At 67.3% G+C, this 26,825-nt stretch carries 26 protein-coding genes and 1 tRNA gene; 15 read left to right on the top strand and 12 right to left on the bottom strand.

Going from position 1 to position 26,825, the window contains the following annotated elements; genetic code table 11:
* Nucleotides 1-218: 218 nt before the first annotated feature.
* The 5 genes from H2037_RS12840 to H2037_RS12820 all read right to left on the bottom strand — a co-directional run bounded on the left by H2037_RS12840 (nucleotide 219) and on the right by H2037_RS12820 (nucleotide 5,758).
* Nucleotides 219-2,411 carry a 3-hydroxyacyl-CoA dehydrogenase NAD-binding domain-containing protein gene (locus H2037_RS12840; protein WP_292122625.1) on the bottom strand — a complete coding sequence of 731 codons (2,193 nt, stop codon included), beginning with the start codon at nucleotides 2,409-2,411 and terminating at the stop codon, nucleotides 219-221.
* A 16-nt stretch (nucleotides 2,412-2,427) separates the two neighbouring features.
* Nucleotides 2,428-3,633 carry an acetyl-CoA C-acetyltransferase gene (locus H2037_RS12835; protein ID WP_292122623.1) on the bottom strand — a complete coding sequence of 402 codons (1,206 nt, stop codon included), beginning with the start codon at nucleotides 3,631-3,633 and terminating at the stop codon, nucleotides 2,428-2,430.
* A 148-nt stretch (nucleotides 3,634-3,781) separates the two neighbouring features.
* A complete protein-coding gene (locus tag H2037_RS12830; protein ID WP_292122620.1) occupies nucleotides 3,782-4,171 on the bottom strand; it encodes a VOC family protein in 390 nt (129 codons plus the stop codon).
* Between the two features lie 51 nt (nucleotides 4,172-4,222).
* On the bottom strand, nucleotides 4,223-4,444 hold the full coding sequence (locus H2037_RS12825) for a hypothetical protein (protein ID WP_292122617.1): 222 nt from the start codon (nucleotides 4,442-4,444) through the stop codon (nucleotides 4,223-4,225).
* 60 nt (nucleotides 4,445-4,504) lie between these two features.
* On the bottom strand, nucleotides 4,505-5,758 hold the full coding sequence (locus tag H2037_RS12820) for a PQQ-dependent sugar dehydrogenase (protein ID WP_292122615.1): 1,254 nt from the start codon (nucleotides 5,756-5,758) through the stop codon (nucleotides 4,505-4,507).
* 201 nt (nucleotides 5,759-5,959) lie between these two features.
* Between H2037_RS12820 and H2037_RS12815 the strand changes: the two genes are divergently transcribed.
* Nucleotides 5,960-6,036: transfer RNA gene (locus H2037_RS12815), tRNA-Met, on the top strand.
* 403 nt (nucleotides 6,037-6,439) lie between these two features.
* Here the strand turns inward: H2037_RS12815 and H2037_RS12810 are convergent.
* Entirely contained in the window at nucleotides 6,440-6,904 is a 465-nt protein-coding gene (locus tag H2037_RS12810) for a hypothetical protein (protein ID WP_292122612.1), read from the bottom strand.
* A gap of 134 nt (nucleotides 6,905-7,038) precedes the next feature.
* Here H2037_RS12810 and H2037_RS12805 point away from each other — a divergent pair, with 134 nt between their 5' ends.
* A complete protein-coding gene (locus H2037_RS12805; RefSeq protein ID WP_292122610.1) occupies nucleotides 7,039-7,350 on the top strand; it encodes a hypothetical protein in 312 nt (103 codons plus the stop codon).
* Between the two features lie 9 nt (nucleotides 7,351-7,359).
* Here H2037_RS12805 and H2037_RS12800 read toward each other — a convergent pair whose 3' ends face one another.
* Nucleotides 7,360-8,025, bottom strand: a complete 666-nt coding sequence (locus tag H2037_RS12800; RefSeq protein ID WP_292122607.1) for a TlpA disulfide reductase family protein — start codon at nucleotides 8,023-8,025, stop codon at nucleotides 7,360-7,362.
* A 70-nt stretch (nucleotides 8,026-8,095) separates the two neighbouring features.
* On the opposite strand from H2037_RS12800, the gene argH reads away from it, so the two are divergent.
* The 6 genes from argH (at nucleotide 8,096) to H2037_RS12770 (ending at nucleotide 12,757) form a co-directional block, all read left to right on the top strand.
* A complete protein-coding gene (gene argH / locus H2037_RS12795; protein WP_292122672.1) occupies nucleotides 8,096-9,460 on the top strand; it encodes an argininosuccinate lyase in 1,365 nt (454 codons plus the stop codon).
* Nucleotides 9,457-9,687, top strand: coding sequence for a hypothetical protein (locus H2037_RS12790; RefSeq protein ID WP_292122604.1), 231 nt, complete (start codon nucleotides 9,457-9,459; stop codon nucleotides 9,685-9,687). Before argH ends, H2037_RS12790 begins: the two co-directional genes overlap by 4 nt.
* A 6-nt stretch (nucleotides 9,688-9,693) precedes the next feature.
* Complete coding sequence (gene lysA / locus H2037_RS12785; RefSeq protein WP_292122600.1) at nucleotides 9,694-10,968, top strand: diaminopimelate decarboxylase; 1,275 nt, start codon at nucleotides 9,694-9,696, stop codon at nucleotides 10,966-10,968.
* 49 nt (nucleotides 10,969-11,017) lie between these two features.
* Entirely contained in the window at nucleotides 11,018-11,674 is a 657-nt protein-coding gene (locus H2037_RS12780; protein ID WP_292122596.1) for a hypothetical protein, read from the top strand.
* A gap of 97 nt (nucleotides 11,675-11,771) precedes the next feature.
* Nucleotides 11,772-11,972 carry a hypothetical protein gene (locus tag H2037_RS12775; protein ID WP_292122593.1) on the top strand — a complete coding sequence of 67 codons (201 nt, stop codon included), beginning with the start codon at nucleotides 11,772-11,774 and terminating at the stop codon, nucleotides 11,970-11,972.
* Nucleotides 11,891-12,757, top strand: coding sequence for a cation diffusion facilitator family transporter (locus tag H2037_RS12770; protein ID WP_292122591.1), 867 nt, complete (start codon nucleotides 11,891-11,893; stop codon nucleotides 12,755-12,757). The genes H2037_RS12775 and H2037_RS12770 overlap by 82 nt, the downstream gene beginning before the upstream one ends.
* Nucleotides 12,758-12,887: 130 nt before the next feature.
* On the opposite strand, the gene H2037_RS12765 is transcribed toward H2037_RS12770, so the two are convergent.
* Nucleotides 12,888-13,745 carry an aspartate/glutamate racemase family protein gene (locus H2037_RS12765; RefSeq protein ID WP_292122589.1) on the bottom strand — a complete coding sequence of 286 codons (858 nt, stop codon included), beginning with the start codon at nucleotides 13,743-13,745 and terminating at the stop codon, nucleotides 12,888-12,890.
* A gap of 117 nt (nucleotides 13,746-13,862) precedes the next feature.
* Between H2037_RS12765 and H2037_RS12760 the strand changes: the two genes are divergently transcribed.
* Nucleotides 13,863-16,040, top strand: a complete 2,178-nt coding sequence (locus H2037_RS12760; protein WP_292122588.1) for a M3 family metallopeptidase — start codon at nucleotides 13,863-13,865, stop codon at nucleotides 16,038-16,040.
* Between the two features lie 110 nt (nucleotides 16,041-16,150).
* Nucleotides 16,151-17,116, top strand: coding sequence for a magnesium and cobalt transport protein CorA (locus H2037_RS12755; protein ID WP_292122585.1), 966 nt, complete (start codon nucleotides 16,151-16,153; stop codon nucleotides 17,114-17,116).
* 37 nt (nucleotides 17,117-17,153) lie between these two features.
* Here the strand turns inward: H2037_RS12755 and H2037_RS12750 are convergent, their stop codons facing one another.
* On the bottom strand, nucleotides 17,154-17,492 hold the full coding sequence (locus H2037_RS12750; protein ID WP_292122582.1) for a UrcA family protein: 339 nt from the start codon (nucleotides 17,490-17,492) through the stop codon (nucleotides 17,154-17,156).
* A gap of 138 nt (nucleotides 17,493-17,630) precedes the next feature.
* On the bottom strand, nucleotides 17,631-20,330 hold the full coding sequence (ppc, locus tag H2037_RS12745) for a phosphoenolpyruvate carboxylase (RefSeq protein ID WP_365833746.1): 2,700 nt from the start codon (nucleotides 20,328-20,330) through the stop codon (nucleotides 17,631-17,633).
* Between the two features lie 169 nt (nucleotides 20,331-20,499).
* Between ppc and H2037_RS12740 the strand changes: the two genes are divergently transcribed.
* Together H2037_RS12740 and H2037_RS12735 are read left to right on the top strand one after the other, a co-directional pair.
* A complete protein-coding gene (locus tag H2037_RS12740; protein ID WP_292122578.1) occupies nucleotides 20,500-21,690 on the top strand; it encodes a divergent polysaccharide deacetylase family protein in 1,191 nt (396 codons plus the stop codon).
* Between the two features lie 118 nt (nucleotides 21,691-21,808).
* The gene (locus H2037_RS12735; RefSeq protein ID WP_292122575.1) at nucleotides 21,809-22,288 is read left to right on the top strand and encodes an RNA pyrophosphohydrolase; all 480 of its coding nucleotides are present in this window, start codon (nucleotides 21,809-21,811) and stop codon (nucleotides 22,286-22,288) included.
* 57 nt (nucleotides 22,289-22,345) lie between these two features.
* Here H2037_RS12735 and H2037_RS12730 read toward each other — a convergent pair whose 3' ends face one another.
* Nucleotides 22,346-22,819: an Hsp20 family protein gene (locus tag H2037_RS12730; protein ID WP_292122573.1), complete on the bottom strand. Its 474-nt coding sequence runs from the start codon at nucleotides 22,817-22,819 to the stop codon at nucleotides 22,346-22,348.
* 258 nt (nucleotides 22,820-23,077) lie between these two features.
* Here H2037_RS12730 and H2037_RS12725 point away from each other — a divergent pair, with 258 nt between their 5' ends.
* The 3 genes from H2037_RS12725 (at nucleotide 23,078) to H2037_RS12715 (ending at nucleotide 25,965) form a co-directional block, all read left to right on the top strand.
* Nucleotides 23,078-23,899, top strand: coding sequence for a methyltransferase (locus H2037_RS12725; RefSeq protein ID WP_292122570.1), 822 nt, complete (start codon nucleotides 23,078-23,080; stop codon nucleotides 23,897-23,899).
* A gap of 90 nt (nucleotides 23,900-23,989) precedes the next feature.
* Nucleotides 23,990-24,913, top strand: coding sequence for a methyltransferase (locus H2037_RS12720; protein ID WP_292122567.1), 924 nt, complete (start codon nucleotides 23,990-23,992; stop codon nucleotides 24,911-24,913).
* The gene (locus H2037_RS12715; protein WP_292122564.1) at nucleotides 24,910-25,965 is read left to right on the top strand and encodes an alpha/beta hydrolase; all 1,056 of its coding nucleotides are present in this window, start codon (nucleotides 24,910-24,912) and stop codon (nucleotides 25,963-25,965) included. The genes H2037_RS12720 and H2037_RS12715 overlap by 4 nt, the downstream gene beginning before the upstream one ends.
* Nucleotides 25,966-26,002: 37 nt before the next feature.
* On the opposite strand, the gene hisN is transcribed toward H2037_RS12715, so the two are convergent.
* Nucleotides 26,003-26,788: a histidinol-phosphatase gene (gene hisN, locus H2037_RS12710; protein ID WP_292122562.1), complete on the bottom strand. Its 786-nt coding sequence runs from the start codon at nucleotides 26,786-26,788 to the stop codon at nucleotides 26,003-26,005.
* Nucleotides 26,789-26,825: the final 37 nt, after the last annotated feature.

The following is a 26,825-nucleotide window of genomic DNA, read 5'->3' as shown; positions in this document are numbered from 1 at the left end:
GGCCCGCAGACCCGGAACCCAGCGGCGCGCGCGAGCGAGAACCTGTCGCGCACCCCGCGCTCAGACATCGTGCGGCTGAACCATTTCGCCTTCGGCGCCGCTGGGTTCCGGGTCTCCGCTGCGCTGCGCCCGGAATGACGAAAGGGGTGAGGCGGACCCCAAACCAAAACGGGCGACCCGAAGGCCGCCCGTTCCGTCGTTCAGATTGTCGTCGCCGATCAGGCGGCGGCCTTCTCCGGGGCGAACTTGCCGTAGAAGGTTTCGTTATTGGCGGCCATGTCTCGCAGCAGCTGCGGAACCTTGAACCGATCGCCATAGGTCGCGGCCAGGCGATCCGCCGTCTCGACGAACTTGGCCAGGCCGATGCCGTCGATCATGCTGATCGGGCCGCCGGTCCAAGGGGCGAAGCCCCAGCCCAGGATGGCGCCCAGGTCTGCTTCGCGCGGGTCGTCGATGACGCCTTCTTCCCAGCAACGGGCGACTTCGACCGCCTGGCGATACAGCAGACGCGTCTTCAGCTCGTCGATCTGGGCGAAGGCGGTCGGCTCCTCGGGCTGGTCGACGCCCTTGGTGGTTGGGGCCAGTTCGCTCAGGCCCGGCCAGATGGTCTTGGGCTTGGAATCGTAGTCGTAGAAGCCCTTGCCGTTCTTGCGGCCGAAGCGTCCGCCCTCGACCATTGTCGCGACGATCTGCTCACCCTCGTTGGCGACGTATTTGTCGCCCAGGTCGGCCTTGGTCTGTTTAGCGATCTTGTAGGACAGGTCCAGGGCGACGTCGTCGTGCATTTCCAGCGGGCCGCGCGGCATGCCGGTCATGCGGCCGACATTGTCGATCAGGGCCGGGCCGTAACCCTCTTCCAGCATCGCCATGCCTTCCATCAGGAAGGTGGAGAAGCAGCGCGAGGTGTAGAAGCCGCGGCTGTCATTGACGACGATCGGCGTCTTCTTGATCTTCAGCACATAGTCCAGCGCCTTGGCGATCGCGGCCTGACCCGTCTTTTCGCCCAGGATGATCTCGACCAGCATCATCTTGTCGACGGGCGAGAAGAAGTGGATGCCGATGAAGTCCTCGGGCCGGATGCTGGCCTCGGCCAGGCCGGTGATCGGCAGGGTCGAGGTATTGGAGCCGAAGACGGCGCCCTCGGCCAGCTGGGCCTCGGCGCGCTTGGTGACGTCGGCCTTGATCTCGCGGCTTTCGAACACGGCCTCGACCACCAGGTCCGAGCCCTTGATGTGGTCATAGTCGGTCGTGGCCGTGACCAGGGCCAGGGTGGCGTCGAACTTCTCTTGCGTCATCTGACCGCGCGACAGACGCTTCTTCAGCAGGTCCTCGACATGGGCCTTGCCCTTGTCGGCGGCTTCCTGGGTCTGGTCGATCAGCACGGTCTCGATGCCGGCCATGACCTGAACATAGGCGATGCCCGCGCCCATCATGCCGGCGCCGATGACGGTGACCTTCTTCGGATCGGATTTCGGCACGTCGGCCGGACGCACGGCGCCCTTGTCCAGCTCCTGCTTGGACAGGAACAGCGAACGGATCATGGCCTGGGCCTGCGGCGTCATCAGGGTCTTGATGAAATAGCGGGTCTCGATCCGCAGGGCTGCGTCCATCGGCACCTGCGTGCCCTCGTAGACGGCCTTCATCAGGTTCACCACGGCCGGATAGTTGCCGTAGGACTGTTTGCGCAGCATGGCGTTGCCGACCATGAAGTTCTGGATGCCGGCCGGGTGATAGGGGCCGCCGCCGGGCAGTTTGAACGACTTGTCGTCCCACGGCTGGACGGCCTTGCCGCCATTCTTGATCCAGGTCTTGGCGGCCTCGACGGCCTGACCCTTTGCGACGACTTCATGGACGATGCCGGCGCCCTTGGCGTCGTTCGGGCGATAGGACTTGCCCTCGCTCATGGCCATCATGGCGTTCTGCACGCCGACCAGGCGGGTCAGGCGCTGCGTGCCGCCGCCGCCGGGGAACAGGCCGACCTTGATCTCGGGCAGGCCCAGCTGGATCTTGTTGTCGTCCTCGACCACGCGATAGTGGCAGGCCAGGGTGAACTCCAGCCCACCGCCCAGAGCCAGGCCGTTGATGGCGGCCGCAACCGGCTTGCCGCAGGTCTCCAGCGCGCGGAAGGCGCCGTTCAGTTTCCAGCCAGCGTCGAACGCCTTCTGCAGGTCGCCCGCGCCCGCCAGCAGGCCCGAAGCCATGTCGCCCAGGTCCGCTCCGGCGCAGAAGCCCGAAGCCTTGCCCGAGGTGATGACCGCGCCCTTTATGGCGTCGTCGGTCTTGATCCGTTCGACCAGGGCAGGAATTTCCGCCATGACCGAGGCGGTCAGGGTGTTCATCGAACGGCCCGGCACGTCGAAGGCGATGACCGCGATGCCGTCCGCGTCGACGTCGATCTTGAAGTTTTCCATGTTCATTGCTCCCGGATCAGACGCGTTCGATGACGGTGGCGGTGCCCATGCCGCCGCCGATGCAGAGGGTGACCAGGGCGGTCGACTTGTTCGAGCGTTCCAGCTCGTCAAGCGCGATGCCGGTGATCATGGCGCCGGTGGCGCCGAGGGGGTGGCCCATCGAGATGCCGCCGCCGTTCACGTTCATCTTGGCGTGGTCGATGTTCAGGGCCTGCATATAGCGCAGCACGACGGCCGCGAAGGCCTCGTTCAGCTCCCACAGGTCGATGTCGTCGGGCGTCATGCCCAGCTTGCCCAGCAGCTTGCGGGTCACATATTCCGGACCGGTCAGCATGATCGACGGCTCCGAGCCGATCGAGGCGCCGCCCAGGATCTTGGCGCGCGGCTTCAGGCCCAGAGCCTGGCCGGCTTTCAGCGAACCGATCAGCACCCCGGCCGAACCGTCGACGATGCCGGAGGAGTTGCCGGGGGTGTGCACGTGGTTGACGCGCTCGACCTCGGGGTAGCGCTGGTTGATCACGGAATCGAATGCAAGCTCGCCCAGCATGGCGAAGGAGGGGTTCAGGCCGCCCAAGGCTTGCATGTCCGTGTTCGGACGAATGGTCTCGTCATGGTCGAGGATGGTCAGGCCCAGCTGATCCTTGACCCCGATGACCGAGTTCTTGAACCGGCCCTCGGCCCAGGCCTTGGCGGCGCGCTTGTGGCTCTCGACCGAATAGGCGTCGACGTCGTCGCGGCTGAAGCCATATTTGGTGGCGATCATGTCCGCCGACACGCCCTGGGGCACGAAATAGGTCGGGAAGGCCGCGGCCGGATCGGTGGGCCAGGCGCCCATGTCGGAGCCCATGGGCACGCGGCTCATGACCTCGACGCCGCCGCCGACGGCGAAATCGGCTTCACCGGACTTCACCTTGGCGGTGGCCATGTTCACGGCTTCCAGGCCCGAGGCGCAGAAGCGGTTGACCTGAACGCCCGCCGTATATTGCGACCAGCCGGCCGACAGCACTGCGGTGCGGGCGATGTCGGCGCCCAGCTCGCCCACGGGGGTGACGCAGCCCAGGATGACGTCGTCGACCTTGGACGTGTCCAGGTCGTTGCGATCGCGCAGGGCCTCCAGCACCTGGGTCGCCAGGCTGAGGCCGGTGATCTCGTGCAGCGAGCCGTCCTTCTTGCCCTTGCCGCGCGGCGTGCGGACGGCGTCGTAGATATAGGCGTCAGCCATGGCGTGAGTCTCCAGTTTTTGGTCCCTGCGCTCGACGCGCGGCGTCTCGCGACTTGAGGAAAGGACGGTTCCAAGCTCGGAGGCCAAGAACCCTACGTTTACGTCAACGTCAAGTAATAAGCCGCGTGAGCAAGGGCCAGTCGCCGGCTCATTCTATCGCGTGACAGACCGCCTCGACATTGATTCCGTCCGGATCGAACACGAAGGCGGCGTAGTAGTTCGGGCCGTACTCCGGGCGCAGGCCCGGTTTGCCGTTGTCACGGCCTCCTGCGGCGATGGCCGTGGCGTGGAAGGCTTCGACCTGGGCGCGGGTTGAGGCGCGGAAGGCGACGTGCGTTCCTTCGCCGGGGCGTTCGTTGTCGGCGATGACGAAATCGGGCTCGCCGTCGACCCCGAACATCACCGCCCTCCCGCCTGATTCCATCTGTTCGGGAGGAATGACGGCGACGACGCCATAGCCGAGGGCGGCAAGCGCCTGTTCATAGAAGGCGCGCGAGGCGTCGATGTCGCGGACCGCGAGGCCGATGTGATCGAGCATGGGCGTTCTCCGAGAGGGAGGAACGCCCCAACCGCCTTTGGGTGGCGCCGATCAGATCGCCGGAATACGGCTGGCGCCGCCGGTGATGCGACAGGCGTATTCGGTTTGCGGCCGGCCGGTCTGGGCGCCAGTCGGCGTCAGGATGCCGCCCCGCGCGGTGCAGTCGGCGTCCAGTCGATCATAGTCGGTCTTATAGGTGCTGTTCTGGCCATTGGAGGCGCAGGCGGCCAGCAGGGGCAGGGCGATCAGGGTGGAAAGAACAACGATACGCATGGGCGTCTCCCGATATCCGGAACGCTCGGCGTTCCAGTCATGCCCCCCGGCGCGGCCAGCTTACCGCGCGACCGACAACCTGACCAGTTTGCCGTCGTCCTGATCGGTGATGGCCCAGACCGCGCCGTCCGGGCCGACGGCGACGTCACGGATCCGTTCGCCCAGGTCCGTCAGCAGCCGCTCCTCGCCGACGACCCGGTCGTTCTCAATCACCAGCCGGGCGATGTGTTTTTCCTTCAGGCCCGCGACCAGCAGATCGCCGTCCCAGCCGGGGAACATGGCGCCCTGATAGAAGGTCGCCCCGCCCGGCGCGATGACCGGGTCCCAGTAATAGACGGGCTGTTCCGTGCCCGGCGCGCGCGTATTGCCGCCGGTGATCGCCCCGCCGGCGTATTCGACGCCGTAAGCCGCGTCGGGCCAGCCGTAGTTCAGTCCGGGCTTGTCCAGATTGACCTCGTCGCCGCCGCGCGTGCCGTGCTCGATGGTCCAGATCGCGCCCGTGCCAGGCTGGACAGCTATGCCCTGGACGTTGCGGTGACCCAGGCTCCAGATCTCGGGCAGGGCGCCCTCCCGCCCGACGAAGGGATTGTCCTGCGGGACCGAGCCGTCGGCGTTGATGCGGATGGTCTTGCCCATGTGCGAGCCCAGGTCCTGGGCCTGCGCCCGCATCGGCCGGTCGGAGCGTTCGCCCAGGGTGATGAACAGCTTGCCGTCGGGCGCGAAGGCCAGGGAGGAGCCGAAATGCTTGTCGCCGTCATAGACGGGCAGGGCGCGGAAGATGACCTGGACATTCTCTACTCGCGCGCCGTCGTCGGACAGGCGACCTCGTGCGACCGAGGTGGCGTTTCCGCCCCCGTTTCCAGCATTTGGACGAGGCTCGGCATAGCTCCAGTAGATCATCCGATCCTGGGCGAAGTCCGGACCGGTCACGACATCGAGCAGACCGCCCTGACCCCGCGCGTCGACGGTCGGCAGGCCCTGGACCGGTTCGCTGATCTGGCCCTGGGCGGTGACGATGCGCAGCCGACCCGGCTTCTCCGTCACCAGCCAACGCCCATCGGGCATCAGGGCCAGGCCCCAGGGGTGGACCAGGCCGGAGGCGACCACGGTGTGGGTCAGGGCCTGTTCAGTGGTCACGCCCGGTGCGCGGGTCTGTCCGGGAAAGGCAGGGGTCTGATCCGGATTGTTGGCCGGGCGGGTTTCCAGAGGCTGGCCTGCCATTTGGTCGGGCGCCTTCGCGGACTCGCTGTTGGCGCCGCAAGCGGCGGCGAGCACGAGCAGGGAGGTGGAGGCGGCGAGGACGATCATGCGCATGTCGAAAAACGCTCCGGTCGGGTCTGGGATGCTGGCGTTGGAAACGGAACATCCAGCGTTACCGTTCCCGTTAGAGCCTGTCGTGCGCCCTATCGCCGCACGATGTGCATTGAGACGACTTGAACCGCGCGCCCGACGGCGATATAGGCACGCCTCTTTCGCGCAGACCTATGGTCGCGCGGACGCCCGGAGACGGGATGCGACTGGGTAGCTCAGATGGTTAGAGCGGTGGATTCATAACCCACAGGTCGGCGGTTCGATCCCGCCTCCAGTCACCACTCCTTAAAAGGGCCAGGGCTCCCCGCCTAGTTGGGATCAGAGATACCGACAATTCCGCGGTCATTCTGAATGTTGCCTCTGCCTTAGATTTCTTCAGCTTCTTTCCGCTTGGCTTCAAAAAGAGCAGCATACTGTTCGGGCGTGTAGCATATGCGTCGGTCGAGCCGGCTTCCGGTCGGGGCGCGGCGCTCGCAGATGCGACCCGCGCGGTTCGGTGTCTGCTGCTGTTCAGTCGCGCCCATCTAAGGTGATGGCGCCGCCGGGACGGAGGGAGTTTGGGCCGACGCTTGAAACGAAAGCGCGACTGCGAAAATGACCGGCGTAGAGAACCTAGTTTCCTCCCTGGTCGCTCAAGCTCTCACGATTACAGCTTGCTGACAATGAAGGGCCGCGCTGGCGGGTTTATGGTTGAGTTGTCGTGGTGGTCACGACGGCGTCCTCACTTCCGCTGGGTCGGATTACCGTTTGACGTTCGACCACCACCGGATCTGCACGCGCCTCTGCTTCACGCGCTTGCTGGATTGCGCGCGCCGCATCTGCACGTGCCGCCATCGTCTGCGCTTGAGCGAGGGCGATGCTGTCTCGCGCGTCCGCGACGCGGTTCTGTACGATAGCGGTTTGCGCCGTCGCCTGGGCGTCCGCAGCCGCCGCCTCGGCTTGAGCAATACGAAGCTCGGCTGACAGATCCTGTTCGGAGGGGCGGGTGAACAGCCAGACTGCGACCCCAATCACCAGGGCGCTGACCACGCCGACGACCCACCAGCCCGCGCTGCTCTCGCGTTCAATGATGATGGTCTCCTCGACCCGAGGCTGGGTGCTGGCCAGCGGTATGATGACGTTCGGGTCATCGCGTCTGAACTCGTCCATTGGTCGTCCTCCTCCAAGTCTGCATGAACTGCGCGCTTAAGATTATGGTTCCGCTTGTGGTTCCGCCCGTTGCAACCTGCCCCTTTCGTGCTGCGTTTCCTGTCGAGATTGCAAACCTTGACCGGAGAGAATTTATGACCGTCCGCACCAAGACCCTGCTGGCCACCGCCGCTGCCGTTTTGTCCCTAGGCGCCGCCGCCTGCACCGAGGCCGAGCAGGAAAACACCGAAGCCCATGCCGAGGCCGCCGCCGACAACACCGCCGACGCGGCCGCCCAGGCCGGCGAAGTTATCGAGTCCGGGGCCATGAAGGCGGCCCAGGCGATTGAGACCGGCGCAGGCAATGTCGCCGACGAGCTTGAGGAAAATCAGGCTGAAGCGGCTGCCAAGGGCAAGCCCGGCGCCATCGATCCGGCGACGGGGGAGCGGGTGCCGTCCGACCACTGATCCCGGGGCTCAGGCGGCTGGCGCCGTCCCCGGCGCCGGCGCGCCTTCGGCCAGCAGGGCGTCGATCAGGGCGTGGGCCTGCGGGCTGTCCCAGTCCGCTTCGCCCGAGAAGGTGGCGCGGATCCGGCCCTCGCGATCCAGGAATATGGTCTGGGGCATCTTGCCCTTGCCAGGAAACTCGAACGGCAGCTGGAACTTGATGTCGCTGTACAGCGGCAGGGGTTCGTGCACGTCGATGAAGCTCTTGGCGTCGGCCAGGGCGTCGGCCGAGGCGTCGACATTGATCGGCAGGACGATCAGATCCTCGTTCCGCTGATAGGACCGGGCCAGCTTGGCCAGGGTCGGCATTTCGGTGCGGCAGGGCGCGCACCACATGGCCCACAGATTGACCACGACCACCTTGCCCTCGAAGGTCGAGAACCGCACCGCCGTGCCGTTACGGTCGCGGAACATGTATTCCGGCGCGGTCTTCAGCTCGGTCGGGGTCTCCAGCGAGGCCAGAGGTCCGACGGCGAAGCGCGCCAGGTCGCTTTCGGCCGCCGTCGTCTTCGGGGCTTGCGTCTCACGGGCATGATTGGCGTATAGCGACATCGCCAGGCCGCCGGCGCCCGCCAGGGTGCTGATCAGCACGAGCGCGCCGACGACCGCCCAGATCGCCTTTCTCGAGCCACTCATGACAGACGCCGCCTCCCCAACCGCCGAAGCCAATATGTCTAAGGCCCCGACCACGCCCGCAGGTCAAGACATGTGGGGCGGTCGCTTTTCGTCGCGGCCCGCCGAAATCATGCAGGCGATCAATGTCTCCATCGGCGTGGACCAGCGTCTTTGGCGGCATGATCTGGCCGGTTCGCGCGCCCATTGCCGCATGCTGGCCAGGCAAGGGATCATCGAACAGGCCGACGCCGAGGCCATTCTGGGCGGGCTGGACGCCATCGAGGCCGAGATCGTCGGCGGGACCTTCCCGTTCCGCGACCAATTTGAGGACATCCACATGAATGTGGAGGCCCGGCTGTCGGAACTGATCGGCGAACCGTCGGGCCGGCTGCATACGGCGCGCAGCCGCAATGACCAGGTGGCCGTCGATTTTCGCCTGTGGGTCCGCGCCGCCACCGACCGCAGCATCCATCAGCTAAAGGCGCTGCAAGCCGCCCTGCTGGACCGGGCCGAACAGCATGCCGATGACCTGATGCCCGGCTTCACCCATCTGCAGACCGCCCAGCCGGTGACCCTGGGCCACCATCTGATGGCCTATGTCGAGATGTTCGGCCGCGACGCCGGCCGGTTCGCCGACGCGCGGACACGGATGAACGAAAGCCCGTTGGGCGCCGCGGCCTTGGCCGGTTCGCCCTTCCCGATCGACCGCCACATGACGGCGGCGGAACTGGGTTTCGACCGGCCGATGGCCAATTCTCTGGACGCCGTTTCGGACCGCGATTTCGCCTTGGAGAGCCTGGCGGCCGCCTCGATCACGGCGGGTCACCTGTCGCGTCTGGCCGAGGAGATCGTGGTATGGATGACGCCGATGTTCGGCTTCGCGACCCTGCCCGACGATCTGACGACCGGCTCGTCGATCATGCCGCAGAAGCGCAATCCCGACGCCGCGGAACTGGTGCGGGCCAAGACAGGTCGGATCCTGGGCTCGCTGGTCGCCCTGTCGACCGTGATGAAGGGCCTGCCGCTGGCCTATTCCAAGGACATGCAGGAGGACAAGCCGCCGGTGTTCGAGGCCTTCGACGCCCTGGACCTGGCCCTGGTCGCCATGACCGCCATGGTTTCGGCCCTGCGGCCCAATACCGAACGGATGGCGGCGGCGGCGGGGGCCGGCTTCTCGACCGCGACCGACCTGGCCGACTGGCTGGTGCGCGAACTGAACCTGCCCTTCCGCAAGGCGCACCACGTGACGGGCGCGGCGGTGAAACGGGCCGAGGCGATAGGCGTGGACCTGTCGCAACTGCCTTTGGAAGAAATGCAGAAACTCGAGCCGGGGATCACGGAAGCGGTTTACAAGGTGCTGACCGCCGAGGCTTCGTGCCGAAGCCGTCAAAGCTTTGGCGGAACCGCGCCGGAACAGGTCCGTGCGCGTATCGCCGACTGGAGAACCCGCCTGTGAACAAGACCCTGATCGTCGCGGGCGTCCTCGCCCTTCTGACAGCGGGCTGCGGCCGCATGGCCGATCTGGAATCGCCGGTGCGCGAGACCGAGCGCGCGCCGCGCGGCAGCCGCGCCCCCGGCCTGCCCGAGCCGGCGACCATCAACCGCCCGTCCAGCAGCGTGCCGATCGACGGCGGGCCGTCCAATCCCATCGGCGCCGGCGCCGCCCAGAACGATCCGCGTTAGGCTGTCTTGCATCATTTCGACCTGAAGGGCGGGGCTCTCCATGCCGAGGGCGTGCCGCTGGAAATCATCGCCGACGAGGTGGGTACGCCCGTCTATGTCTATTCCACCGCGACGCTGAAGCGGCACTACGGCCTGTTGCGCGCCGCCGCCGACGCGCATCGCGACGCCCTGGGCGAGGCCCTGATCGCCTTCGCAGTCAAGGCCAACTCCAATCTGTCGGTGCTGGCGACCCTGGCCAAACTGGGTTCGGGCGCCGACACCGTATCCGAAGGCGAGATCCGCCGCGCCCTGGCGGCGGGGATCCCGGCCGACCGGATCATCTTTTCGGGCGTCGGCAAGACCGATGTGGAGATGGCCTTCGCCGTCAGCGTCGGCGTGCGCCAGATCAATATCGAATCCGGCGCCGAACTGGACCGTCTGACGGCGGTCGCGGCCCTGATGAACGCCGCGCCCGCCGTGGCCGTGCGCGTCAATCCCAATATCGGCGCCGGCGGTCACGCCAAGATCACCACTGGCGGAAAGGGCGACAAGTTCGGCGTTCCGGTCGAGGAGGCGATGGAACTGTATGCCCGCGCCTCGGCCTCGCCCCATGCGACACCCGTAGGCCTGGCCTGCCATATCGGCAGCCAAATCACCGACCTGGCGCCGCTGGAAGCCGCCTTCGAGGTGCTGGCCCAGATGACGCGCGACCTGAGAAGCCAGGGCCACGCTGTGACGCGGCTGGATCTGGGCGGCGGCCTGGGCGTGCCCTATTCGGGCGGGGTCGAACCGCCGTCGCCGGCCGACTATGTGGCCATGGCCGCGCGGGTCCTGGCCGGGCTTGAGGTCGAGGCGGCGTTCGAGCCGGGGCGGCTGCTGGCGGCCAACGCCGGGGTGCTGCTCAGTCAGGTGATCCAGGTCAACGAACGGTCGGACGGACGCCGGTTCCTGGTGCTGGACGCAGCGATGAACGACCTGATGCGGCCGGCGCTGTACGACGCCTTCCATGACATCCAGCCGGTCAATCCGCGCGTCGGGGCGGCCCTGCCCTATGATGTGGTCGGGCCGGTCTGCGAGACCGGCGACACCTTCGCCAGGGACCGCGGCTTGCCGCCGCTGGAGGCCGAGGATCTGGTCGTCCTGACCGGCGCCGGCGCCTATGGAGCGGTCATGGCCAGTGAATACAACAGCCGCCCCCTGGTCCCCGAGGTTCTGGTCGATGGCGATGAGTGGGCCGTCATCCGGCCCCGTCCCACCTATGAGGAAATGCTGGACCGCGAACCCTTCGCCGACTGGCTGTGACGGCGAATTTCTCTCGACCGTTATAAAGTAACAGGCTATAGGGCCGCCCATGTCGCCCGTGTCCGAACCGTCCGTGCTGTTGCCCCTGCTGGGGGGCGGCTTCGTCGCCGCCTTTCTGCACGCGGCCCTGCCGACCCACTGGCTGCCCTTCACCCTGGTTGGGCGGGCGCAAGGCTGGCGGGCGTCGCGCGTTCTGCTGGCGGTGACGACGGCGGGCCTGGCCCATATCGCCTCTACGGCGGTGGTCGGCGGGCTGATCGTCGCGGCGGGTCTGGCGCTGGACCGGTGGATTGACGGTTTGCTGCCCCATCTGGCGGCGGTGCTTCTTTTCCTGTTCGGCGCCTTCTATCTGGCTCGCGCCATGCTGAGACGACCGGCGACCGCTGGCGGCCCCGTCATGGACGCTACCGAACCAGCTGTGTCCGACAAGGCCGCTTTCCTGGGTCTGGTGGCCATGATGGCGGTGTCGCCGGGCGAGGTGCTGCTGCCCATCTATCTGTCCTCGGCGTCGGAGGGTTTATTGGCCCTGGCCCTGCTGACCCTGGTCTTCGCGGTCGGCACCATCGCCGGGATGGCGGTCTTCACGGCCCTGGCCAGTGCGGGCGCCTCGATCCTGCGGCTGGAACGCTGGGCGCGGTACGAGGGGGCGGTGCTGGGCGCGGCCCTGATCGCCCTGGGGCTGTTAGTCGCCCTGCATCCGCACTGACTGGATATTACATGATAACATTCAACGCGTTATCATGTAGCGGCTTGGCCTTGGGCGGAAATGGCGTATAGGCGAAGCATGAGCCATTCGCACGGACATGACCACGCCGACCATGATCATCCGCATGATCATAACCACGGCCATCATGGGCATGGTCACGGGCACGGTCGCGGGCACGGCGGTCATCACCCCGGGCACGGTCATTCCCATGGACCGGTGGATACCGGCGACTGGCGGTACGCCGTCGGTCTGGTGGTCAATCTGGCCTTCGTCGCCTGCGAGTTCGGCGCCGGTCTGATCGCAGATTCCACCGCCCTTATGGCCGACGCCGGGCACAATCTTTCGGATGTCCTGGGCCTGGCCATGGCGGGCGGCGCCGCCTGGCTGGCGCGGCGGGGCGGTCATGGCGCGGCGGCGGCCGGCCGGCGCACCTACGGCTTCGGCAAGGCGACGGTGTTGGCGGCTCTGGGCAACGCCCTGCTGCTGATCTTCGCTTGCGGCGCCATCGCCTTCGAGGCCGTGCGCCGTTTCGCCGAGCCGGCGCCGGTCGGGTCGGGCGTGATCATGACAGTGGCGGCCATCGGCTTCGTCATAAATCTGGGCACGGCCATGCTGTTCATGAAGTCCCAGCACGATCTGAATGCGCGCGGCGCCTATCTTCACATGATGGCCGACGCGGGCGTGTCGCTGGGGGTGGTGGCGGCGGGAGGCTTGATCATGCTGACCGGCTGGTCCCTGATCGACCCGATCGTCAGCCTGGTCATCGTCGTCGTGATCCTGTGGTCCACCTGGGGCCTGCTGAAGGACTCGGTTCATCTGGCGATGGACGGGGCTCCGGGCGGCGTGGACATGGCGGGACTGGAGGCGGCGCTGACCAGCCTGCCGGGCGTGCGCGCCGTCCATGACCTGCACGTCTGGGGCCTGTCCACGACCGAGACAGCCCTGACCGTCCATCTGGTGCACGACCGGTCGGACGGGGACGCCCTGTTGATGGAAGCCCAGGCCGTGGCGAAACGCCATGCGATCAGCCACACGACGGTTCAGCTGGAAAGCGAGCCCCTGCCGGATTGTCCGGGGTGTTGAGCTTCTGATCTCCGTCACCCTCGGGCTTGACCCGAGGGCCAGATGCGGATCGGGCGGTGCGTCTGAAGTCGAGGCGGAGGGGCGGAAGGTCCGGCCCTCGGGTCAAGCCCGAGGGTGACGGGTCATCAGGTCACGCCCTGTCGAACGTCAGCGGCGCGCCCCAGAAGCGGGCCACAAGCTCCGACTGGGGCCCGGCCTGACCCGTGGTCAGGAAGTCGCGACGGCCGCTGTCGCCCAGCGCATATTCGGGATGGCGGGCGAAATACCGGTCCAGGGCGTCAGCCACGGCTGTCGGCTGTTCGATCAGCACGGTGCCCGCCGGCAGGGCCGAGGCGAACAGTTCGGCGATGATCTCATAATGGGTGCAGCCCAGTATGGCCTTGTCCGGATGACGGCCGATGCGGCGACGCAGGGCGTCGACGTGGTCGTCCACCACCACCTTCAGCTCTTCGGCCGGGGCGCCCAGCTCGATCAGACCCGCCAGACCGGGGCAGGGCTCGGAGAAGACGGCGATGTCCTCGCGGCGCTTGTCGATCTCGATCTCGAACACGCGGCTGATAGCGGTGGCGGCGGTGCAGAAGACGCCGGTGACAGCGATCGCCTCGACTTTATCCCCTTCTGCGGCGCGATCCGCCTCGAAGCTCCAGGGCAGGCCGGTGGCGGCCTCGATCGTCGGGACGATGATGCCCAGCACATTGACAGGGCGTCCCAGCCGCTCGCGCAGACCGGGGATCCAGGTCTGCTGCAGCCGGCGCAGGGCGATGGCGCTGGCGGTGTTGCAGGCCAGGACGACGACGGAGGCGCCCGCCTCGAACAGCCTCTCGCAGCCCGCCTTGGTCAGTTCGACGATCTCCTCGCCGCCGCGCCCGCCATAGGGGGCGTGGGCCTGGTCGGCCAGATAGACGAAGTCGCGCTGCGGAAAGCGCCGGGTCAGTTCGCGATGGACGGTCAGGCCGCCCACGCCGGAGTCGAAAACGCCAATAGCCATGACCGCGCTTTAGAACAGTGCGACGACGCATCCAACAAGATTACAGCTCCGTCAGGTGACGATCCCGCCCGGTGCGCCTAAGTGTGGGGTCGACATGATTTTCCCACGGAGCATTCCATGCATAGACGCCAGCTTCTCATCGCGGGCGGCAGCCTGATGGCCCTTTCGGCCTGCGCCTCGACGGGCGTGACCGGACCGGTCGCCGCCGCGCCGATGGACGTGGTCGAGGAAGCCCGCGTCGCGCGCGCCGTCCTGCCCGCCGCAAGCCCGAAGGCCGAACTGCTTCAGCCCTGGACGGGCGCCTATGACGGCGTTCCGCCGTTCGACAAGGTGACCCCGGCCAAGCTGCGCGAAGCCATGCTGGAAGGCATCGAGCTGCAGCGCGCCGACATCGCCGCCATCGCCAATAATCCGGAAGCCCCGACCTTCGCCAACACCATGGCGGCGCTGGAACTGGCCGGCGAGCCGCTGGACCGCGCCTCGAACCTGTACGGCGTCATGACGTCCAACATCGGCGGCGAAGCCTATGACGCCGTCGACACCCAACTGTCGCCGCTGCTGTCGGCCGCCTCGGACGAGATCACCTTCAACGAGAAACTGTTCCAGCGCATCAAGACCGTCGCTGACAACGCCGACGCCATGGGCCTGAACGCCCAGCAGAAGCGTCTGGCCGAACGTCGCCGCGACGCCTTCGTCCGTTCGGGCGCCAATCTGGACGCCGCCGGCAAGGCCGAGCTGGGCCGCATCAACACCGCCCTGTCCAACGCCTTCACCCGCTTCGGCCAGAAGGTGGTGGCCGACGAGAACAGCTGGACCCTGATCGCGAACGAAGCCGGGGTCGCGGGCCTGCCCGCCTCGAACAAGGCGGCCGCCGCCTCGGCCGCGCGCAGCCGCAATCTGCAGGGCTGGGCCATTCTGAACACCCGTTCGGCGGTGGACCCCTTCCTGACCTTCGCCGACGATCGCGCCCTGCGCGAGCAGGTCTGGAAGAAGTTCGTCAATCGCGGCGACAACGGCGACGCCAACGACACCAATGCGACCATCGCCGAGATCGTGAAGCTGCGCGATCAGCGGGCCAAGCTGCTGGGCTACCGCAACCATGCCGAACTGCGGATGCAGGACACCATGGCCAAGACTCCGGCCAACGCCCAAGCCCTGATGGATCGCGTCTGGGCGCCGGCCAAGGCCCGCGTCGCCGAGGAGGTCGCTGACATGAAGGCGATCGCCGGATTCGACATCGAGCCGTGGGATTACCTCTACTTCGCCGAGAAGGTCCGTAAGGCCAAGTACGACCTCGATCAGAACCAGCTGAAGCCCTACTTCGAACTGAACGCGGTGCGCGCCGGATCCTTCGCCATGGCCGAGCGTCTGTACGGGTTCCAGTTCAAGCAACTGCCCAAGGGCACGATTCCGACCTTCGAGCCGGACGTCGAGGTCTATGAGGTCTACGACAAGACCCGGGACGGTCGCCTGATCGGCATCTATTACACCGACGACTACGCCCGGCCGGGCAAGCGCTCGGGCGCCTGGATGACCACCTACCGCTCCTTCTCGACCCTGGACGGTTCGAAGGTGATCCTGGCCTCGAACAACAACAACTTCACCAAGCCCGAGCCCGGCGAGCCGGTGCTGATCTCGCTGGACGACGCCGAGACCCTGTTCCACGAGTTCGGCCACGCCCTGCACTATCTGTCGTCGGTGGTGACCTATCCGTCGTTCGGCAATACGCCGCGCGACTTCGTCGAATATCCGTCGCAGGTGCACGAGCATTGGGTGCTGAGCCGGCCGATCCTGGACGGCTATCTGAAACACTATCAGACCGGCGAGGCCATGCCCCAGTCCCTGGTCGACAAGATCCAGGCCTCGTCCACCTTCAACCAGGGCTATGCGACGGTCAGCTATCTGTCCTCGGCCATCGTCGACATGGACCTGCACACCCAGGCCGTGCCCCCGACCGACATCGACGCATTCGAGAAGGCCAGCCTGGCGCGGATCGGCATGCCCGAAGAGATCGTGATGCGGCACCGCCTGCCGCAGTTCAATCACCTGTTCACCTCGGACGCCTATTCGGCCGGCTATTACAGCTATCTGTGGTCCGAGACGATGGACGCCGACACCTGGGCCTATTTCGAGGACTCGGGCGACGTCTTCAATCCGGACATCGCCGGCCGCTTCCGGTCCATCATGCTGGCGCCCGGCAACACCACGGACCGCGCGGACGCCTATCGCGCCTTCCGCGGCCGTGATCCCGACGTGGCGGCCCTGCTGAAGGTGCGGGGCTTCCCCGTTTCCTGAGGCAACCGCTTAGGAGCGTGACTACGACGGCCGGCGGAGCGATCCGCCGGCCGTTTCGTTTGGGTGCGACCTGGCCTAAGTCTGGTTCAGATCCGATAAGAAAGCGCCCCATGCCTGTCGTCGCCTCCTACGTCTATTCGGGCGGTCATCGTCTTCGGGCGGCGCCCCTGACCGAGGCGGGACTGAAACTGGGGAGGGAAGAGTTCGTCTGGATCGGCCTGCACGACCCGACGGACGCCGAGTTCGACATTCTGGTGGAGCGGTTTCATCTGCACCCGTTGGCGGTCGAGGACGCCCTGTCGGCGCACCAGATGCCCAAGGTCGAGGTCTATGGTCACGAACTGTTCGTCGTGGCCCGTACGGCCGAGAAGGTCGATGATCGGATCGAATACGGCGAGACCCATGTCTTCGTCGGCGACGACCATGTCATCACCATCCGCCACGGCTCGGGCCGATCACATACGGCCCTGCGCGCCCAGTTGGAGGCATCGCCTGAGCAACTGCGGGCCGGTCCCGATTTTGTCCTGCACGGGGTGCTGGACTTCATCGTCGACGCCTATGGCCCGATCGTGGACAAGTCCGAGGACGCCGTTCTGGAGATGGAACAGCGGGCCCTGGACGCCTTCTTGTCCCGTGTCGAAATCCGGCGCCTGTTCACGCTGCGTCGCGAACTGCTGAAGTTTCGTCGCATCCTGGGGCCGATGGAGGAGGCGGCGGGGCGGCTGCAGTCGCTGGACCTGCCTTGTATCGATCCCGAAGTCCGTCCCTATTTCCGCGACATCGGCGACCATGTGCGACGGGTGAACAGCCGGTTGAACGGACTGACGGAAATCCTGTCCTCGGTCTTCGAGGTCGCCAATCTGCTGGAACAGCAGCGGCAGGGCGTCATCACCCGAAAACTGGCGTCCTGGGCGGCGCTGCTGGCCGTGCCGACGGCGATCGCCGGCATCTATGGGATGAATTTCGACTTCATGCCGGAGCTGCATTGGCGCTACGGCTACGCCTATGTGATGGCGTTGATCGCGGTCGTCTGCGCGGGCCTCTACGTCACGTTCAAGCGGACGAAGTGGCTGTAGACAGGCGAAGGGCGAGCGCCCTTCGCCTGTTGCAGGATCAGCTGTTGGCGAACAGGCCGACGACCTGGGCGACCTGACGGGCGCCGCGCGGGGCGCGGGCGTATTCGACCTGACGCTGGGTCGGCAGTTGGCGCATGGCCTCGGCGCGGACGGCGGCGCGGCAGGATTCGCGGTTGACGATCCGGCTTCCGGTGACGGTGAAGTTGCGGCAGATCTGGTGGGCGGCCTGATCGACACGGTTGTCGAAGGCGGCGGCGCCGGCGGCGGACGACAGGTCCAGGTCGCCGATGGCGATCCGGGCGTCGTTGTTCTGGGCCAGGGCGGAGGACGCGGACAGGACGGCGACGGCGAAGAGAACGGGGGACAGAACCTTCATCGCTTTGCTCCTAAGAGAAAAATAATCGCTCGAGACGGCGACGAAGGCGCAATACGCGTGTTGTGTAACAGCTCAATGAGGGTTCGACCGCCGATCCACGACAAGCGGGTTAAATCGTCGTTAGGGTTGTGCCGCAAATCAGCCGCTGTTGCGCAGGCCCGCCGCGACCCCGTTGATCGCCAGCAATATGCCTTCGCGAACGCGGGGATCCTCGTCGCCGGCGCGACGGCGGCGGATCAGTTCGATCTGGACGTGGTTCAGCGGCTCGACATAGGGCATCCGCAGCCGGATCAGCCGGTCCAGTTCGGGCTGCCCCCCAAGCAGCTTGTCATGGCCGGTAATGGCCAGGACGGCGTCATGGGTCCTCTGCCACTCGTCGCGGATCTCGCCATAGATGCGCGCCGCCAGCGAAGGGTCGGGCACCAGGGTGGCGTAGCGGCGGGCGATGGTCATGTCCGACTTGGCCATGACCATCTCCATGTTCTGGACCAGGGTGCGGAAGAAGGGCCAGGCCTCGGCCATCGCCTTCAGCTCGCCCATGTCATGGCCCTGGACCGCCGAGCCGAAGCCGAACCAGCCGGGCAGCATCACTCGGCTCTGGGACCAGCTGAACACCCAGGGAATGGCGCGCAAATCCTCGATCCGGGTCGAAGCCGTGCGTGAAGACGGGCGCGAGCCGATCTTCAGATCGGCGATCTCAGCGATGGGGGTGGCGGCGCGGTAATAGTCGACGAAGCCGTCGGTCTCGTAGACCAGCTTGCGATAAGCGGCCATCGACCGGGCCGACAGGTCCGACAGGGTGGCGCCGTGGTCGGCCGTGAAGACATGGTCCTTGCCCTTGCCGAGCGAGGCCAGGACGGCGCCGCAGGTCAGGGCGTCCAGATTGCGCAGGGCGATTTCCGGCTCGCCGTATTTGTTGGCGATGACCTCGCCCTGTTCTGTGGTGCGTATCCGGCCCTGGACCGTGCCCTCCGGCTGGGCCAGCACCCCGGCGAAGGACGAGCCGCCGCCGCGACCGACCGTGCCGCCGCGCCCGTGGAACAGTTGCAGCTTCAACCCGGCGGCCTGGGTCACCTCGACCAGGGCGCGCGAGGCCTCGTGCAACTCCCAGCCGGACGTCAGATAGGAGCCGTCCTTGTTGGAGTCCGAATAGCCGATCATCACTTCCTGCACGCCTCGGGTCTTGGCGACGGCGAGGGCGGACGGTTCCTTCAGCAGCCGCTCCAGGGTGGGGCGCGAGGCGCGAAGGTCTTCGATGGTCTCGAATAGCGGCGCCGCCTGGATCGGACAGGCGCCAGGCTCCTCGGGGCGATAGAGACCGACCTCCTTGAGCAGCAGATAGACTTCCAGCAGGTCCGAGGCCGCGTCGGTCTTGGACACGATATGGGTGCGGATGGCCTGAGGCCCGAAGGCGGCCAGGGCGGCGGCCGCCGCCTGGAGAATGCCGCGCTCCTTCAGGGTCTCGGCGGCGTAGTCGGCGTAAGGGCTGAACAACAGGCGGGGCGAGGCCAGTTCGGCGGCGAGGACGGCCAGCCGGCCCTCCTCGTCCAGACCGCTGTAGTCGGGGCAGACGTCGGCGACTTTCAGCAGGTCGCCGACCACACGTTCATGGACATCGGAGTTCTGGCGCAGGTCCAGTGTGGCCATGTGGAAGCCGAAGATCTCGACCGCCGTGACCAGGTCGCCCAGCCGGTCGTCGGCGAATACGCCGCCGTGATGCGACACCAGACTGTCACGCAGGATCTTCAGATCCGCCTCGAAAGCGTCCGGGCCGGGATAGGCTTCGGCCGCGACGGCGGCCCGACGCGGCGGAGGCGTTCCGCCCCGAGCCTCGTAGGTGGCGGCGAGACGCGCATAGATTCCGGTCAGGGCGCGGCGATAGGGCTCGTCGGCGCGCTGGGGCGACGGGTCGTGGGCCGCATCGGCCAGGTCGGCCAGTTCAGGCGAGACCTCGGCCAGTTCGGCGGCCAGGCTGAGCTCGGCGCCCAGGGCATGGACCTCTTCCAGATAGAAGCCGAGCACGGCGCGCGATTGAGTGCGGAAGGCGGCGGCCAGGACGGTTCCGTCCACATTCGGATTGCCGTCGCGGTCGCCGCCGACCCAGGTGCCGACCCGCATGAAGGGCTGAAGATCCGGCGCATCGAGCAGGCGACGCCAGGCCGAAAGCTGTTCCGGCGCGACATGCAGGAAGATGCGGTCGAGGAAGGAGACGACGGTGTCGATCTCGTCCTGCACCACCAGACCCTGGGTGCGGACCAGGCGGGTGGCCCACAGGATGACGATCTGACGGCGCAGAGGCGCATTGATCAGGGCGGGGGAACAGGCGTCGCCGGCCTTGTCGCAGGCGTCCAGCATGTCGGAAATGGCGGCGATCCGGTCGATCACACTCTTGCGCCGCACCTCGGACGGGTGGGCGGTCAGGACAGGCGACACCAGGGCCTCGTCCAGCAGCGCGCGGACAGCGGTCTTGTCGATCTTCTGCTCGGCCAGCCGTTGCAGGGCGCCCTCGGGCGTGTCGGCGCGGGCCCCCGCCTCGACCTGATCCTGGGCGCGACGACGGGTGGCGCGATCCTCGGCGATATTGGCCAGCAGCGAAAACAGGGCGAAGCCGTGGGCCAGACCCGCGGCCTGATCGACCGACATGGCGGCCAGCAGCTTTTCCAGACGCTTGGCCGGATGGGAGGCCGGGTCGCGGTGGTAGGCGATAGAGGCCTGACGCACCGCCTCGACATGGTCGAACAGGGCCTCGCCGCCCTCGTCGCGAATGACCTCGCCGAGAATGCCGCCCAGCAGTCGGACTTCTTCACGCAGGGCGTCGTCGGCGGCGGGGGTCATCATGAGCGCATCCTGAGCGAGCGGGGGAGATCGGCATCTGAAAGCGGCCCGCCATGCGCGTCAACGCACGATCCGTGACAAGGACCACCGGCTCTCTTCATGGTGAACGGCCGTTAGGCTTTCTTAACCGGCCGGATGCGAGGATGGCGGTGAAGGATTCCGCCCAGTGTCCATGTTCGCCAAACGCCAGTCCGCCCTCGCCGCCGCCGCCGGTTCCCCGCCCGCCGCGCGTGGAAAGCCGAGCCTGAAGCCCGTCGTCGCCGTGCTGAAGAAGCCGCCGGTGATCGCGGGTCTCGCCGGTCTGTTTCTGTTGTCCACGACCGCCCTGTTCCTGACCGTTCTGGGCGATCCCCGCGCCGGCACGCCCTCGGCTCGCGTCGCCCTGCATCGCGAAGAGGCGGCGCCTCCGCCAGCGCCGACGGGGTTCGAAGCCTTCTCCATGGGGGCCATGGGCCTGTATCAGGATCTGACCGGGACCGGCGAACCGTCGGGCGCGGAAGGCGGGGAGGCCGTGATCACCCTGCCGGACGGCGCCACGGTCGCGGGGGGCGCCAGCTATAGCGCGCCGGTCCACGCCGCCTCGCCCCTGGCCAAGGCGCCGCTCGCCGGTCTGTCGCAGCCCGGCCCCAGCGGTCCCCTGCCGATCATCGCGCCGGACGGCCGGGTCCCGGCCCAGGCCTACGCCCGCCCGTTCCGTTCGAACGGCAAGCCGCGCGTGGCCCTGATCGTCGGCGGTCTGGGCCTGAACGCAACCACCACCCGCGCGGCCATCGAGCGCCTGCCGGCCGAGGTGACGCTGAGCTTCGTGCCCTATGCCGACAATCTCCAGTCCTGGATCGACCAGGCCCGCGCCCAGGGCCATGAGGTCATGCTGGAAATGCCGATGGAGCCGTCCGGCTATCCGGACAACGACCCCGGCCCCTACACCCTTCTGGCCAGCGGCGGTCCCGATGACGTCCAGGCCAAGATGGACTGGCTGCTGGGCCGGGCGACCGGCTATTTCGGCGTCACCAACTATCTGGGCGACCGGTTCGCGACCTCCGACGCGGGGATGAACGCCTTCCTGTCGGCCCTGCGTCAGCGCGGGATCGCCTTCGTGGACGACGGCTCGTTCCAGCGTCGACCCGGCGCCTGGGCCCGCGCCAGCGCCGACAAGGTCATCGACCAGACCCAGTCGCCCGCCGCCATCATCGCCGCCCTGAACAGCCTTGAGGCCCAGGCCAAGCTGCGCGGCTCGGCCCTGGGGACCGGCTTCTCCTATCCGGTGACGGTCGAGGCCGCCGCCCGCTGGACCGCCGGCCTGGAACAGCGCGGCCTGCAGCTGGCGCCGGCCTCGGCCATGACCCTGCGGCCGGGCCGTTAGAAGTGGCGAGTGGCGGCTGCGTCCATCCTGTCGATTACGTCCACCTTCGCCGCAGTGAAAGGTCTGGCGGGATCGGGCCGAGCGAACTCGCCACTCGCCGCTCGCCACTCGCCACTCGATGACCGACCTCGCCCTGTATCGCCCCAATGTCGGGGTCGTGCTGTTCAATCGCGACGGCCTGGTCTGGTACGGCCAGCGTCACGCCACGCCGGGGCCGCACAACTGGCAATTTCCGCAAGGGGGCGTGGACGAGGGCGAGGATCTGCTGGCCGCGGCCCTGCGCGAGTTGCGCGAGGAGACGGGGGTGAGCTCGGTCGAATTTCTGGCCCGGACCGAGGACTGGATCCTGTACGACTTCCCGCCCGAGGCGATGAACAACCCCAAGGCCTGGCGCGGCTTCGTGGGCCAGAAGCAGCAGTGGTTCGCCTTCCGTTTCACCGGCGAAGACAGCGAGATCGATCTGGCGGCCGACGACGAGGTGGAGTTCGACGCCTGGCGCTGGGGACCGCTGTCGGACGCCTGCGAGCTGATCGTGCCGTTCAAACGGCCGGCCTACGAACAGGTCGTCGCCGCGTTTTCGCATCTGGCCGCCCAATAGGCGCATAGAAAAAGGGCGGCGCGAACGCCGCCCTTTCCAGTTTCGCCTGAAGACGGCTCAGGCCGCCTTGGCCTTGTCCGTCTTGCCTTCGATCAGCGGCTGGCCGGCGCCGATCTCGATCCGGCGGGGCTTCAGGGCCTCCGGCAGTTCGCGCTTCAGCGAAATCGACAGCAGGCCGTTGACCAGATCGGCATCGGTCACGACCACATAGTCGGCCAGCTGGAAGCGGCGCTCGAAGTCGCGCTCGGCCAGGCCACGATGCAGATAGGTCTTCTGCGCCGAGGCGTCGTCGTTGGCGGTCTTGCGGCCGGTGACGGTCAGCAGGTTTTCCTTCACCTCGATGTTCAGCTCGTCGGGCGTGAAGCCGGCGACGGCGATCTCGATGCGATAGGCGTTCTCGCCCGTGGTCTCGATATTATAGGGCGGATAGCCGCCGTCCTGACTGGTCCGCGCGGCGGTCTCCAGCAGATTGGCCAGACGGTCGAAGCCGACGGCCGAACGGTACAGGGGTGTAAAATCATAGGTACGCATCAGCATCCTCCTGAGGATCAGCAAGGTTGAGCCGCCCGGCGGTTTGCCCGGACGGTTGGAGTTCAGGCCGGCGACCCGGAATCGGCGCCGTCGGTCTGGAGAGCCCGTGACCGGCGCTCTCGGACACTGAGATGGGATGCGGCGAACGGGCGTCAAGGGGCGTCGCCGCGCGACGAATCGTCTGTGTCTCAGGATCGTCATTTGCGTGGGACGTCATGCTCCTTAAGGAAGATCGAACCGGATCAAGGAAACTCCCTCATGCGTCTGACCGCCCTCCGCCTCGCCGCCGTGATTTCGAGCCTCATCCCCGTCGCCGCTCTGGTCGCGCCGACCGCCGTAATGGCCCAAAGCCAGACCGAAGGCGCCTGGACGCCGCCGCGCTCGGCCCTGTCCAGCGCCATGCCGACCCTCGCCGAGGATACGGCGCTTCAGGCCGCCATCGCCGCCGACAGCCGCCCCGCCGCCGACCGCGCCCGTGACGCCGCCCGTCATCCCTATGAAGCCCTGACCTTCTGGGGCCTGACGCCGGGCATGACGATCGTCGAGATCGAACCGGGCGGCGCCAGCTGGTGGCGCCATATCCTCGAACCCTATGCGGCGGCGACCGGCGGCCGCTATGTCGGCGTCAATCGTCCGCTGGAGAGCATGGGCGTCGAGCCGGGCTCGGCCGACTTCATCCTGGTGGCCCGCGCCTTCCACAACTGGTCGCGCGACGGCCGGACCGAACCCTATCTGAAGGCCTTCTACGCGGCGCTTAAGCCGGGCGGAATCCTGGCCGTCGAACAACATCGCAGCGCCGAGGGACTGAACGTCGCCGACGTCGCCTCGACCGGCTATGTGCCCGAAAGCTATGTCATCCACGCCGCCCGGGACGCGGGTTTCGTGCTGGAGGCGCGCAGCGAGCTGAACGCCAATCCCAAGGACGATCACGATCATCCGTTCGGCGTCTGGACCTTGCCGCCGGTCCGTCAGTCGCAGGCCCGGGACGGAAGCGGCGCCCTTACGGCCGAACAGCGCGCGGCCTTCGACGCCGTCGGCGAGAGCGACCGCATGACCCTGCGTTTCCGCAAGCCCGAATAGTCCGGTTTTGACCCGCGCGACGAACCTGCTTATGCCCGTTTCACCAAGGTCTGCCGGACGTGGGGCCCGGCGTTCCGAGGGGGTGTTTTGATGGTTGATCTTTCTGCGATTTCCAGCGGCCCGTCCCGCCGATCCCTGCTGTCCGGCGCGACCGCGCTGGCTCTCACGGGGCTCGCGGCCGGCCTGACCGCCTGCGATCGCAAGAAAGACGCCGCGTCCGAAGCCCCGCCCGCGCCGGCCGGCCCGCCCGAGGGCTCTCTGGAATGGGCCGTCGCCGGCCCTTGGCGCGCACAGGATCGAGGGCGCGACGCCTTCCGCCATCCAATGGAGACCCTGCGCTTCTTCGGCCTGCAACCGGCGATGACGGTGGTCGAGTTCTGGCCCGGCAGCGGTTGGTACACGGAAATCCTTGCGCCCTATCTGGCGCGGGGCAAGGGCGTCTATGTCGCCGCCGTGTTCCCGGAAGGCCCGATGGCCGACCCGGCCCAGGCCGCCCTGAACGCCGCCTTCCAGACCCGGTTCAGCGCCGACAAGCGACTGTACGGCGAGCCCCAGTTCACCACCTTCGGCGCCGCCTCCGGCCCCGTGACGCCGGCGGGCACGGCGGACCTGTGTCTGTTCATGCGCACCCTGCACGGCTGGATGGCCGCCGGGATCGCCGAGAAAGCCTTTTCCGACGCCTTCGCCGCCTTGAAACCCGGCGGGGTCCTGGGCATCGAACAGCACCGTCTGGCGCCCGAAGAGGACCAGGATCCGGTGGCGGCCAACGGATATGTCCAGGAGGCCTTCGTGCGCCAGCTGGCGGCCGAGGCCGGCTTCGTCTTCGTCGCCGCCTCCGAGGTCAACGCCAACGAGAAGGACACCAAGGACCATCCGTTCGGGGTCGACACCCTGCCGCCGATGCGCCTGACCGCACCCAGGGGCGAGCCCGCCGACCCCGCATTCGACCGATCAAAGTTCGATGAGATCGGCGAGAGCGATCGCATGACCTTGAAGTTCAGGAAGCCCGAGTGAACCGCGCCCAAGCCTTCGCCGCCAATGCGCCCCTGATGGGGGTTCCGGGCGCGTCCTCGCCGCCGGGCGGCAAGGGCGACTGGTATCGCGGCGCCGGCGGCATGCGCCTGCGCGCCGCCGTCTGGACCCCGTCGCACCTGACCGCCGAAAAGCCGCGCGGCACCGTGGTGCTCAGCCCCGGCCGCACCGAGCCGATCGAGAAATATTTCGAGGTCATCGGCAATTTCCTGGCGCGCGGCTGGTGCGTCCTGGCCCACGACTGGCGCGGCCAGGGCCTGTCCGCCCGCCTGCTGCCCGACCGGCTGAAGGGCCATGCTCGCGCGGTCGAGGAATTCCTGGACGACTACGGCCGCCTGCTGGACGCCTTCGAGGACCGCTGCCCCAAGCCGTGGATCATGGTCGGCCATTCGATGGGCGCCTGCCTGAACCTGCTGACGCTTGAGGCCGGCGAGGACCGGTTCTCCGGCGCCCTCCTGTCCAGCCCCATGCTGCGCATCAAGACCGGCAAACGGTCGATGTGGTCGGTCAAACTGGCGGTGCGCTGGAACATCCGCCACGGCCATGCCGGCGACTATATCCTGGGCGACCCCGACGATCCGTTCGACCATACGTTCGCCGAGGACGCCCTGACCTCGGACGAGACCCGTTACGAGATGTGGCGCCAGCAACTGTACGCCTGCCCCCACCTGGCCGTCGGCGGCCCCACCTACGGCTGGCTGGCCTTCGCGCTCGACGCCGGTGAACGGGCGCTGAAGCCCAAGGCGCTGAAAACCGTGCGTATTCCGGTCTCCATCGTCCAGGCCGACAATGACGACGTGGTGTGGAAACAGACCTGCCGCTGGGCCGCCAAACGCCTGGGCCGCGGCCGCTATGTCGAGGTTCCCGGCGCCAAGCACGAGGTGATCATGGAGGCCGACGACATGCGCGCCGTCTTCCTGGACGAGTTCGACGCCATGGCCGACTATGTCTCCCCGATCCAGGACCTGTCCGCCATCCCCGACCCCTCCGCCCAGACCAACGACGTGACGCAGGAGACGCCGTCGGTGGCGTGAGGGTGGCGGAAGATGACCGCTTTCGTCGCCTAGTCCGCTACCCCGCCGCGCGCTTCAACGTCACCAGAGCCTGGTCGATCAGGCGAGGGTCGCCAACGGCGAGGATCTGGCCGCTGTCGTCCGGCGTGTCGCCGCGCCAGTTGACGACCTGGCCTCCGGCGGCCTCGATCACGGGAACCAGGGCGGACCAGTCCCAGGACTTCAGGCTGGCCTCCGCGACCAGATCCATCTTGCCGGCCGCGACCATGGCGTAGGCGTAGGCGTCGCAGCCCAGACGGGCCAGGCGGGCGGCGGCGCGCACCTGGGTCCAGGCGCCCCGTTCGGCACCGTTGAAGATGTCGGGGTCCGTGGTCGAGATGACGGCGTCGGTCAGATGCGCGCACGCCCGGACGGCCAGGGGCGTCTCGGTCTCGCCGCGCAGCAGGCGGGCGCCGTTCGGACCGCCGAGGAAGATCTCGTCCAGATAGGGTTGGGCGATGACGCCGACGCTCGGTCGGCCTTCCGCGCGCAGGGCGATCAGGGTGGTCCACAGCGGCAGGCCGGAGATGAAGGCGCGGGTGCCGTCGATGGGGTCCAGCACCCAGACGTGTTCGGCGTCCGGCCGGTCCTCGCCATATTCCTCGCCGATCACGCCGTGATCGGGATAGCGGGCGGCGATCAGACGACGGATCGCGGCCTCGGCCTGGCGGTCGGCCTCGGTGACGGGATCAAAGCCCGCCGCTCCGCCCTTGTCCTCATGCCTGAGATCCGAGCGGAAGAAGGGAAGGGTGACGCGCGCAGCCTCGCGCGCCAGTTCCACGGCGAAGGATTCGAATTCAGTCATGCACGGCTCTTAGCGCGGATCACCGCGCCGCGAGAAC

Source organism: Brevundimonas sp. (genome assembly GCF_013912065.1).
Taxonomy (GTDB): domain Bacteria; phylum Pseudomonadota; class Alphaproteobacteria; order Caulobacterales; family Caulobacteraceae; genus Brevundimonas.
This window is presented reverse-complemented; position numbering and strand designations above follow the sequence as displayed.